Raw genomic sequence first — 11,625 nt, 5'->3', positions numbered from 1 at the left:
TTAGAATTCGCGCCCTGTTTTACAGAATTAATTTGTGCGAAAAGCGCACAGGAGACGGAGTAATATGTACGCGGTATTCCAAAGTGGTGGTAAACAACACCGTGTTGCTGAAGGCCAAACCATTCGTCTAGAAAAACTTGACGTAGAAACTGGTTCTACAGTTGAGTTTGATCAGGTGTTATTAGTTGCTAACGGTGACGATGTTAAAGTCGGTAGTCCAGTAGTAGCTGGTGGAAAGGTTTCAGCTGAAGTTGTTTCTCACGGTCGTGGTGAGAAGATTAAAATCGTTAAATTTAAACGTCGTAAGCATTCACGTAAACAAGCGGGCCATCGTCAATGGTTCACTGAAGTGAAGATTACAGGCATTAACGCTTAATTAAGAAGGTACTTAAAAATGGCACATAAAAAGGCTGGTGGTAGTACTCGTAACGGTCGTGATTCAGAAAGCAAACGTTTAGGTGTTAAGCGTTTTGGTGGCGAATCAGTATTGTCTGGTAACATTATCGTTCGTCAACGTGGTACTAAATTCCACGCTGGCACAAACGTTAGTATGGGTCGTGATCACACGTTGTTCGCTACTTCAGACGGTAAAGTAAAATTCGACGTTAAAGGTCCTCTTAACCGTAAATACGTAAGCATCGTAGCTGAATAAGGCTGACGGTAGTTACAAATTTGAAACCCCGCTATTGCGGGGTTTTTTGTTTGTTAAAAACATAGTAGTAGCAGACTGGCAGACTTAGCGCTTCAGTCTTATAGTTACAAGTGATTTAATCAAAGAGTTAGTTGGCTAAAATGAAATTTGTAGATGAAGTTGAAATAAAAGTCGACGCCGGAGATGGTGGTAATGGTGCCGTTTCTTTCCGTCGTGAAAAATATGTTCCCATGGGTGGCCCAGACGGCGGCGATGGTGGCGACGGTGGCGACGTTTATTTGCTAGCTGACGAAGGGTTGAATACGTTAATAGACTACCGTTTTGAGCGTTTTCATACAGCTCAGCGCGGTGAGAATGGCAAAGGTCGTCAATGTACAGGTTCTCGTGGTGAAGATTGTATCTTAAGAGTGCCAGTTGGTACTCGTGCAAGAGATTTAGATACTGGCGAGATAATTGGTGACTTAACAAGAGTTGACCAAAAGCTATTAGTTGCCAAAGGCGGTTTCCACGGCTTGGGAAATACTCGCTTTAAAAGCAGTGTAAACCGAGCTCCTCGTCAAAAAACTAATGGTACGCAAGGTGAAATCCGTAACCTACAGCTTGAGCTATTATTGCTTGCTGACGTAGGTATGTTGGGTCTACCAAATGCTGGTAAATCAACGTTTATTCGTTCAGTTTCAGCAGCAAAACCAAAAGTAGCCGATTATCCATTTACAACTCTGGTACCTAACCTTGGTGTTGTTCGTGCAGGTAATTCTTTTGTTGTCGCGGATATTCCTGGTTTGATAGAAGGCGCAGCTGATGGCGCTGGTCTAGGGATCAGATTCTTACGTCATTTAGAACGTTGTAGAGTATTACTTCATCTTATTGATATTTTACCTATAGATGGTTCAGATCCAGTTGAAAATGCCAAAGTCATTGTTGGTGAGTTGGAGCAATATAGCGAAAAGTTAGCCGCTAAACCTCGTTGGTTAGTATTTAACAAAATTGATTTGATGCCGGAAGATGAAGCTAATGAACGTTGTAAAGAAATTACTGAACAGATAGGTTGGGAAGGTCCAATTTATCAGATATCAGCATCTCAAGGTTTAAACACTAAAGAGCTTTGCAATGATTTATCTGACGCGCTTGAAGATATGCCTCGTGAAGCCATGACGAAGGAAGAAGAGAAAGTCGACTTCCAGTGGGACTCATACCACAACACGGCTATGGATGAACACGATGAAGATGACGACGATGATTGGAACGAAGACGACTATGACGTTGAAGTAATTTATAAACCTTAATAGTTTATAACTAGTCTAGAATTATCTATTATAGCCTTCCTATTCGGAAGGCTTTTTTATACAGCGGACTTATGACAAAAATATCACTTATAGCAGCAATGGCCAAAAATCGTATTATTGGTAAAGACAATGACATGCCTTGGCATATGCCAGCAGATCTTAAACACTTTAAAAAGGTAACGTTAGGCAAGCCAGTTATCATGGGGCGAAAAACCTTTGAGTCAATTGGTAGACCGCTACCAGGCAGGAAAAATATTGTAGTGACGCGAGATGATAGTTGGCACTTTGATGGCGTTACTTCGGTTAATAGTCCCGACTCTGCATTAGCTTTAGTGGCAGATGTTGCAGAGGTAATGGTTATAGGTGGTGGTAATATATATAAACAGTTCCTGCCGAAGGCTGACACTTTATATCTTACATTTATAGATTTAGACGTTGAAGGCGATACTGTTTTTCCTGACTGGTCTGAAGTTGGAAACTGGAAAAAAGTTGAACAAGAAAGCCACTTGTCAGACGAAAAAAACCTATACAATTATGAGTTCGTAACATTGCAGAAGTTTGAATGATAAACTTTTCAGTAATGGTTGGACTTGATATACTAAAATTCTGTGGTAGTGTTCAGAAAATTTAAAAAAAGAGAATCAAAATGAAGTCAATTGTAGCTTTTTTATCAACTGTCGTATTGTTGAGCGTAATGTCGGTAAGTGCACCGGCTAAAGCAAACGACGTAGCGTCTTTCTTAGCGGGTGTTTGTGACAACGTAGCGAGCGACAATAAAGGTCGTTTTCGCAAAAAGCTGAAGAACGCTGGTGTTAAATTAAGAAATATTTATGATGGTGTTACTTGTGGTGGTGAACCTTTAGTTCGTTATGCAATGCAAAAAAATGCAAAAGCGGTAGGCGTATTTATGGTTAAGCGTATGCCAGCTTCTCACTTTGCAAGTTCAGGCGATTTAGACTGGGCTTCTGCTAATGGTTTTGGTGATTCAGATATTGCGAAAGCAATTGCAAAACGTTAATCGTTAATCACTGAAATAAAAAAAAGCTGCTTAAGCAGCTTTTTTTATGCCTGAAAACCCAGACAAAAGTTAAGTTATCAAAAGGTTTGTCTACTTACGTTACTTATTTTTGCGTTTTTAAGGAGTGAACTTAAATTTAAGGGCATCAGAAAGTGGCAACGGCTTGCTAATATAATAGCCCTGTGCGTAAGTCACGCCGATATCATCAAGATGGTTAAATATCTCTTTTGTTTCAACAAACTCAGCAACACTGTGCTTTTTCAAAACCATAGCAACATTTGCGATAGCCGTAACTAGCGTCCGATCGATATCACTAGAAATCATATCTTTTACAAAACTGCCGTCAATTTTTACGGAATGCGCGGGTAACTCTTTAAGGTAAGAAAAGGTACTAAAGCCAGTACCAAAGTCATCAATAGAAAACTGGCAACCCATTAAGCTCAGCTGTTCAATCATTCTTCTAGTGCCACTGACATTCGTTAAACTAGCAGACTCGGTCAGTTCAAATATAATGCGCTCTCCGGATACTTGATAAAAGGATAGCTTTTCCTTGATCAAGGGTAACAGCCTTTCATCTGAGAAGGCTTGACCAGATAGATTTATTGCTACTTTATGTAAACCTGGGTTTTCTTTAATAAGTTTGATCGTTTTGTTAATCACCTGATGATCTAAGAAACTAACATCCTCTGCACGTTCTAAGGCAGGGATAAACTCGTTAGGGTAAGTAATAGAGTCGTTAATTTGAAGACGAACGAGCGCTTCAAAGTAACCCACGCAGTCATTTTTGTAATCCCAAACAGGTTGAAAGTGCATCACGAGTTGATCATCAATGACGGCTTGCTGAAGCTTTTGCACCCACTTCATATTGTCTAGTTGCTTTGTGGAATCAACATCATCAGTCTCATAGCTATGAGTCCTATTTCTACCTTTCTTTTTGGCAACGTAAAGTGCAATGTCGGCTTGCCTTAGGTATTCCGCAGGTGTTGATACACCGTCAATTTCAGAAACGCCTATTGATGCGCTAATTTTATAAGTTGTATTTCCAAACTGAAAATGAGCAGCGGCTATTTGTTGGCAGATACTTTCGCCAATATTAATAGCATTCTGTAGTTTTGTTTCAGCTAAGAGTATTATGAATTCGTCACCACCAACACGACATAAGATGTCGGACTGTCTCAGTCTTAATGTTAGTATTTGTGCCACCTCTTTTAATACTAAGTCACCCATTTGATGACCTTCAGTATCATTGATAACCTTAAAGTGATCTAAATCGATGTATAGCAAACTGTGGGTTTCTTTACCGCGTGAAGCTAACAGAGTTAGTCGACTCAACTCATTATCAAAATAGTAGCGGTTATAAAGACCAGTCAACGTATCGTGTAATGCAAGGTGTTGTAACTTTTCCTCTGCTTGTTTTCGGTCATCAATATTATCTAGAGTAGCCGTAATACCTTGTACAAAACCATCCATATAAAGCTGATGTAAACGGATTTCCACCCAAACCGAATTGTTTTTCACTGTTTTAATTTTTAGCTCAGCGGTCGTACTTGTTACAGACTGCATTAAAATGCCATTTAACTGATGATTAAAACGCTGTGATCCTAATTCGTCAAACTCAATAAACTCAACAAGAGGAAGGTTAAGTGAATCTTCAATACTATATCCAGTTAAGGCTTCCCAAGCCTTATTAACAAATTTAATTCTACCGGTTGTATCTAGTTCTAATACAACGGAGCTGAGATTTTCAAGCAGTTTAGTATGTGCATCTGACAAGTTTTGAAACTTTTGTTTGCTCAACTCAAGTAACGTTACCTTTTCTGCAAACTGCTTGTTACTAATAATAAAGTCATTTCGTTGTGCAGCTCGTTCACAAACATTAATAATTCTGGATACGTTAATAGGGTTGTAAATAAAGTCACTTGCGCCGTGGATCATATAAAATTCCGCACGGCTTGTGTCGTTTTTAGGAACAATAACAACCACTGATAATTCTGGCTTTTCTTGCCTGATGGTATTTAACAGTGCAAGTGTCGCGTCGTTTTCAAGATCACTATCAATAACCACAAGATCAACATTTTGCTGTCTAATAATCGCCAGACCTTGCTTTGCACTCTCCGCTTCAACGGTAACAAACTTGCTAGAAAAAAGGTTGTTTAACTGGTCACTAAGAGCTGGGTCACTAATAACGGAAAGGGTCGTCAGTCTTGTATTTACAGGGATTTGGCTAGAAAAAGCATCTGCTAAAATCTCATTTAATCTAGCAATTTCTTCCGTGGTTACCACAGCGTTAATGCCAAAGGATTTAGCCGTTGCCTCAGCGATTCGCTCGCAGTGTGTATCGGTTATTAATACAATAGGTATTTGTTTATCACATTGATAAATGTCAGAGCGAATTAAACTCGAAAGGCTCCAACCATCTACCTTACCAATTGATATTTCGGAGATAATAAATTGATACTTGGTTTGCTTTAAATGCTCAATTGCCGTTTCACTATCAGGGACTACATCAATGTCGAACAGTTGTAGGTTACTAATTTTTTGCATCAGTAATCTTTTAGTATGGAAGTTTGGTGAAATAAGTAATAACGGCAACAGCTTGGACATCGAATCAACCATATAAAAATAAACTCACCTAACTGTATAAACTAAAACTCAATTTAACAAGTGATCTCTTTGTAAACAGTCTGTTTTTGTGGGGTAAGGTCAAAAACACTGGTACAATACCCACCAAATTTTTTATGATGTTGAGGTCTAAAGTGCAAGTCGCTGATTTTCATTTTGAATTACCAGAGCAGTTAATTGCTAAGGCGCCTAAAGCTGAGCGTACAGCGAGTCGTTTGATGCAACTTGATGGTAATAGTGGTGATATCAATCACCGTAACTTTGCTGATATTGTTGAGTTAGTAGAACCTGGTGATCTATTGATCTTTAACGATACGCGTGTCATTCCTGCCCGAATGTTTGGTCAGAAGTCCACGGGTGGTAAAGTTGAGATCTTAGTGGAAAGAATGTTGGACGAACACAGCGTTTTAGCACACGTAAGAGCAAATAAAGCGCCTAAACCTGGCAATGTTATCGATTTTGAAGGTGGTTCATCAGCAACCATGATCGCTCGTCACAATGACTTGTTTGAGCTTCACTTTGGTGATCAGAGTAAAGTTTTAGAGATTTTAGAATCAGATGGTCATATGCCACTACCGCCTTACATTGACAGGCCTGATACTGAAGACGATAAAGAACGTTACCAAACGGTTTACAACGATAAGCCTGGAGCAGTTGCTGCGCCAACGGCGGGATTGCATTTCACCGATGCACTACTTGAAAAAATAAGAGCCAAAGGCGTTAATACGGCATTTGTAACGCTTCACGTTGGGGCTGGTACTTTCCAGTCTATTCGCGTTGATAGTGTGACCGACCATAAAATGCATTCAGAGTATGCAGATGTTCCTGAATCAGTTGTAAAGGCAATTCAAGAAACAAAAAGTAACGGTAAACGTGTCATTGCTGTTGGTACTACATCGGTTCGTTCGTTGGAGTCAGCTGCTTGGAAAAGTGGTATGGAAGACGGCAAGATTTCGGACTTAAAACCGTTTACTGGCGAGACAGATATTTTTATTTATCCAGGTTATGAATTTCAAGTAGTTGATGCCATGGTAACGAACTTCCATTTACCAGAATCCACCTTGATTATGTTAGTGTCAGCGTTTGCTGGTAAGGCTAATATCTTAAACGGTTACAACGAAGCGGTGGCCAATGAGTATCGCTTTTTTAGTTATGGCGACGCGATGTTTTTAACTAAGCAAAATAATACAAAGTAAAAGTAGTGAATTGCCTATCAAAATAGGCGATTTTCGCACCGGCATTCGATATAATGGCGGCAAATTTAAGCTAGGTAACTAGTGACTTAAAGCAGAATTTAAGAGACGCACATGAAGTTTGAATTAATGAACACTGACGGCAAGGCTCGTCGCGGAAAACTGCATTTTGAGCGCGGAACAGTAGAAACTCCCGCTTTCATGCCTGTTGGTACTTACGGTACGGTTAAAGGCATGACGCCAGATGAAGTGAAAGAGACAGGTGCTCACATTTGTCTAGGTAACACGTTTCACTTAATGTTACGTCCTGGTACAGAAATCATCAAAAAACACGGTGATTTACATGACTTTATGGGTTGGGATAAACCAATCCTTACTGACTCAGGTGGTTTTCAAGTATTTAGTTTAGGTGATTTACGTAAAATCTCTGAGAAGGGCGTTGAGTTTCGTTCACCAATTAACGGTGAAAAAATCATGCTTACGCCAGAGCGTTCAATCGCGGTTCAACGTGATTTAGGCTCTGACATTGTTATGATTTTTGACGAATGCACGCCATACCCAGCGACACGCGAAGAAGCCAAATCATCTATGGAGTTATCTCTTAGATGGGCGGAGCGTTCTAAAGAAGAGCATGGTGATAGTGAATCTGCGCTGTTTGGTATTGTCCAAGGTGGTATGTATCCAGACTTACGTGAAGTATCATTAGCTGGCTTAGAATCAATTGGGTTCGACGGTTATGCTATTGGTGGCTTGTCAGTTGGTGAGCCAAAAGAAGACATGATCAACATTCTTGATACAACGGCTTATAAATTACCAGAAAACAAACCTCGTTACTTAATGGGTGTAGGTAAGCCAGAAGATTTAGTTGAATCAGTTCGTCGTGGTATCGACATGTTTGACTGTGTTATGCCAACGCGTAATGCTAGAAATGGTCACTTGTTTATCACTGGCGGCGTAATCAAAATTCGTAACGCAAGACATAAAGACGATACTTCTCGCCTTGATGACAACTGTGATTGTTATACCTGTGAAAACTACTCTCGTGCTTATTTACATCACTTAGACAAGTGTAATGAGATTTTAGGTGCGCGTTTGAATACCATTCACAACCTTAGATATTACCAACGTGTGATGCAAAGCTTGCGTGATGCGATTGAAGAAAACCGCTTGGAAGAGTATGTTGCTGAGTTTTATGCTCGTCGTGACTTACCAGTTCCACCTTTATCGGATGAAGGTGCGCCAGCAGTTAACGCTGAATAACAAAATAAAAATAACTAGGCTGGCTATTGTAAGTGCAATAACCAGTCCTTATATCAATCATCATAATTTAAAAAATATAAGAAACTATTTTAGGGGATTCCAATGAGTTTATTTATTTCTAACGCCCACGCTGCTGCAGGTGCTCCAGGCGCAGCTGCTGGTCCAGACATGATCATTATGTTAGTGATTTTTGCGCTAATTTTCTATTTCATGATTTACCGTCCACAAGCTAAGCGTGTAAAAGAGCACAAGAACCTTGTAAGCTCTTTGAGCAAAGGTGATGAAGTGTTAACAGCCGGTGGCCTAATCGGTAAAATCACTAAAGTATCTGACGACAAAGACTTCGTAAAAGTTGAGCTTGCAGAAGGTACAGAAGTGATGGTTCAAAAAGCGTCTATTAACACTGTATTGCCAAAAGGCACTATCAAGTCAGTGTAATAAACTGAACAACCAGCCGGATATCGGCTGGTTTTTTTATATTTGAAAATCGAAAAGGGTTCATTCGTGTTAAACAAATATCCAATGTGGAAATACGTAATGGTGGTGATGATTTTACTCATCGGCGCTTTGTATTCCGCTCCTAACTTATATGGTGAAGATCCTGCAATTCAGGTTTCTGGCCTACGCGGTGCTCAAGTATCAGAAGTTATACTTGATGATGTACTTAAAAAATTAGACGCTGCTGAAATTCCTTACAAAAAAAGTGAATTAGCAGATGACCGTATTTTGGTTCGTCTTACAAATGAAGAAGATCAATTAAAAGCTAAAGAAGCGATTGGTGACTCTTTAGGTGATGAATATATTGTTGCGCTGAACTTGGCTCCGGCTACGCCAGAGTGGTTACAAGCCTTTGGTGCTAGCCCACTTAAACTTGGCCTTGATCTACGTGGCGGCGTTCACTTCCTAATGGAAGTTGATATGAACGAAGCAATGAATAAGTCATACACGCAAATGGTGCAAGACTTTAGAGCTGATTTACGCGAAGAAAAGTTACGTTACCGTGGCATTAAGCGTGAAATCAAGCTTGATGCAGTTCGTGTTGAAATGCGTAATGAAGAAGATTTAGACGAAGCTCGTCGATTCTTAGCGAAGCGTTATCCAGACTTAGTAGTATCTGACGATTATAATACTGATGAGTTCGATGTTCTGATCCGCATGAGCGAGCAAAAGATCAAAGAAACACGTCAGTATGCTGTTGATCAAAATATTACTATTATTCGTAACCGAGTAAATGAGCTTGGTGTTGCTGAGCCTTTGGTTCAACGTCAAGGTCAAGATCGTATAGTCGTTCAATTACCAGGTGTTCAAGATACTGCTCGAGCTAAAGAAATCCTAGGTGCTACGGCAACTCTAGAATTTAAAATGGTTTATCAAAATGGTGACATCGGTGCTGCAATGCGTGGTCGAGTACCACCGAAAGCTAAGTTATACGAAAGTGCTCCTCGTGGTCCTGTATTGCTAGAAAAGCGCGTTCGTTTAACTGGTGATCATATCGTTGATGCTCAGAGTTCTTTTGACGAATACGGTATGCCTCAAGTAACTATTAATTTAGATACTAAAGGCGGCAACAAGATGTCTGCTATGACTAAAGACAACGTTGGTAATCCAATGGCGGTTGTCTTCATTGAATATAAGCCGACAGAGCAAAAAGATGAAAATGGTGTAGCAAAACTTAAGAAAATTGAAGATGTTATCCAGATCGCGACGATTCAAAGTCGTTTAGGACGCCGTTTCTCAATTACAGGTATTGATACCTCTGCTGAAGCTCATAACTTAGCGTTAATGCTTCGTGCTGGTGCGCTTATTGCGCCAATTCAGATTGTTGAAGAACGTACTGTTGGACCAAGCTTAGGCCAAGAAAATATTAATGCTGGTATGACAGCGGTGCTACTTGGTTTTGGCTTAGTTCTAGTATTTATGTTGTTCTATTATAAAAAGTTTGGCCTTGTTGCAAACGCAGCATTAGCAGCAAACTTAGTATTAATCATTGGTGTTATGTCTATGATACCTGGTGCAACACTTACCTTGCCTGGTATCGCTGGTATCGTTCTTACGGTTGGTATGGCGGTAGATGCTAACGTTCTTATATTTGAACGTATAAGAGAAGAATTGCGAGATAAACGTAGTCCTCAACAAGCAATACACCATGGTTATGATAGTGCTTTCTCAACCATTGCGGATGCGAACATTACAACCTTCATTGCGGCGGTTATTTTGTTTGCCATTGGTACTGGTCCTGTAAAAGGCTTTGCTATTACCTTAGCAATTGGTATTGCCACTTCAATGTTTACTGCAATTGTTGGTACTCGTGCCATTGTCAATGCAGTGTGGGGCGGCAAGAAAATAGACAAGTTATCTATCTGATAGGGCAATAGAAAATGCAATTATTAAATTTAGATTCAAAAGTTATTAATTTCATGTCAATTCGCCGTTATTCAGGCATATTGTCAATTTTATTAGTAATAGCAGCGTTAGGTTCATTTGCCACAAAAGGGCTAAACTGGGGTTTAGACTTTACTGGCGGTAGCTTAATTGAAGTTTCTTTCGAGAAAAGTGCTGATCTTAAAAAGATACGTTCAGTAATGGACGAAATTGGCTTTGGTGATGCAACGGTTCAAAACTTTGGCTCAAGTAAAGAAGTGTTGATTCGTTTAGCACCTCAAAAGAAGTCAGTTGATGAAGCTAATGGTGAGAAAATTACATCTGCTATGATTGGCGATGTAATTATGGAAGCGCTTCAAGAAATGGACTCTACGGCAACTAAACGTCGTATTGAGTTTGTTGGTCCAAGTGTTGGTGACGAATTAAGAGATCAAGGCGGCTTAGCAATGCTAACGGCACTTATCTGTATTCTTATTTACGTTGCTCTTCGCTTTGAATGGAGATTCGCTTTGGGTTCAGTTTCAGCGTTGGCGCATGATGTTCTTATTACATTAGGGTTATTTAGTGTTTTAGGAATTGAATTTGACCTAACAGTATTGGCAGCCATTTTAGCGGTTATAGGTTATTCCCTTAATGACACCATTGTTGTGTCGGACCGTATAAGAGAAAACTTTAGAAAACTGCGTGAAGGCTCTCCAGAAGAGATCATTAACATATCGTTAACTCAAACGTTAAATCGTACTATGATTACCTCAATTACGACGGCTCTAGTATTGATTGCCCTACTGGTTGTTGGTGGTGAGTTGATTAAAGGGTTCGCGACAGCATTACTATTTGGTGTTGTGATAGGTACTTATTCATCTATCTATGTAGCAAGCTCAATAGCATTAAGCTTAGGTATCAGTAAAGAGGACCTAATGCCGACGGTTATTGAAAAAGAAGGTGAAGACCAAGACCAGTTAATGCCTTAAGCATTAATATGTAAGATATGAAGTAATAATAAAAGCGCTCAGTTGAGCGTTTTTTTTTTGCCCGATTGAACGTAAATTTTAGGCTATTAAAATCTAGAGAAGTAACGCAGTTGGTAAATTCCAGGTATAAAAAAAGCAGCCTAAGCTGCTTCTTTTATATACTTTCCGGCATCCTAAAAACTGAATCCATCCAGTCCGTCTTCCTTATAGGCTCCCTGCAGTCAACTCCGTCGACGTCCTG

11 protein-coding genes are annotated in these 11,625 nt (G+C 39.8%); 10 read left to right on the top strand and 1 reads right to left on the bottom strand.

Annotated features, from left to right (window positions below):
* Positions 1 to 64 precede the first annotated feature (64 nt).
* The 5 genes from rplU to ABD009_RS05360 all read left to right on the top strand — a co-directional run bounded on the left by rplU (position 65) and on the right by ABD009_RS05360 (position 2,956).
* Positions 65 to 376, top strand: a complete 312-nt coding sequence (rplU, locus tag ABD009_RS05380; RefSeq protein WP_343823346.1) for a 50S ribosomal protein L21 — start codon at positions 65 to 67, stop codon at positions 374 to 376.
* An 18-nt stretch (positions 377 to 394) separates the two neighbouring features.
* A complete protein-coding gene (gene rpmA, locus ABD009_RS05375) occupies positions 395 to 652 on the top strand; it encodes a 50S ribosomal protein L27 (RefSeq protein WP_155695740.1) in 258 nt (85 codons plus the stop codon).
* Positions 653 to 792: 140 nt separating this feature from the next.
* Positions 793 to 1,938: an Obg family GTPase CgtA gene (gene cgtA, locus ABD009_RS05370; protein WP_343823344.1), complete on the top strand. Its 1,146-nt coding sequence runs from the start codon at positions 793 to 795 to the stop codon at positions 1,936 to 1,938.
* Positions 1,939 to 2,009: 71 nt separating this feature from the next.
* Complete coding sequence (gene folA, locus ABD009_RS05365; RefSeq protein ID WP_343823342.1) at positions 2,010 to 2,504, top strand: type 3 dihydrofolate reductase; 495 nt, start codon at positions 2,010 to 2,012, stop codon at positions 2,502 to 2,504.
* A gap of 80 nt (positions 2,505 to 2,584) precedes the next feature.
* Positions 2,585 to 2,956: a DUF3718 domain-containing protein gene (locus tag ABD009_RS05360; RefSeq protein WP_343823340.1), complete on the top strand. Its 372-nt coding sequence runs from the start codon at positions 2,585 to 2,587 to the stop codon at positions 2,954 to 2,956.
* Positions 2,957 to 3,073: 117 nt separating this feature from the next.
* On the opposite strand, the gene ABD009_RS05355 is transcribed toward ABD009_RS05360, so the two are convergent.
* Complete coding sequence (locus ABD009_RS05355) at positions 3,074 to 5,500, bottom strand: EAL domain-containing protein (protein WP_343823338.1); 2,427 nt, start codon at positions 5,498 to 5,500, stop codon at positions 3,074 to 3,076.
* A gap of 212 nt (positions 5,501 to 5,712) precedes the next feature.
* On the opposite strand from ABD009_RS05355, the gene queA reads away from it, so the two are divergent.
* From queA to secF, 5 genes are all read left to right on the top strand, one after another.
* Entirely contained in the window at positions 5,713 to 6,774 is a 1,062-nt protein-coding gene (gene queA / locus ABD009_RS05350) for a tRNA preQ1(34) S-adenosylmethionine ribosyltransferase-isomerase QueA (protein WP_343823335.1), read from the top strand.
* A gap of 111 nt (positions 6,775 to 6,885) precedes the next feature.
* The gene (gene tgt, locus ABD009_RS05345) at positions 6,886 to 8,031 is read left to right on the top strand and encodes a tRNA guanosine(34) transglycosylase Tgt (RefSeq protein WP_343823333.1); all 1,146 of its coding nucleotides are present in this window, start codon (positions 6,886 to 6,888) and stop codon (positions 8,029 to 8,031) included.
* Between the two features lie 102 nt (positions 8,032 to 8,133).
* Complete coding sequence (gene yajC, locus ABD009_RS05340) at positions 8,134 to 8,469, top strand: preprotein translocase subunit YajC (protein ID WP_155695735.1); 336 nt, start codon at positions 8,134 to 8,136, stop codon at positions 8,467 to 8,469.
* A 66-nt stretch (positions 8,470 to 8,535) separates the two neighbouring features.
* A complete protein-coding gene (secD, locus tag ABD009_RS05335; protein ID WP_343823331.1) occupies positions 8,536 to 10,395 on the top strand; it encodes a protein translocase subunit SecD in 1,860 nt (619 codons plus the stop codon).
* Between the two features lie 14 nt (positions 10,396 to 10,409).
* Positions 10,410 to 11,384 (top strand): protein translocase subunit SecF, encoded by a 975-nt coding sequence (gene secF / locus ABD009_RS05330; protein WP_343823329.1) that lies wholly within the window; start codon positions 10,410 to 10,412, stop codon positions 11,382 to 11,384.
* The last annotated feature ends 241 nt before the right edge of the window (positions 11,385 to 11,625 follow it).

Source organism: Psychrosphaera haliotis, from assembly GCF_039523615.1.
Lineage (GTDB): Bacteria > Pseudomonadota > Gammaproteobacteria > Enterobacterales > Alteromonadaceae > Psychrosphaera > Psychrosphaera haliotis.
This window is presented reverse-complemented; position numbering and strand designations above follow the sequence as displayed.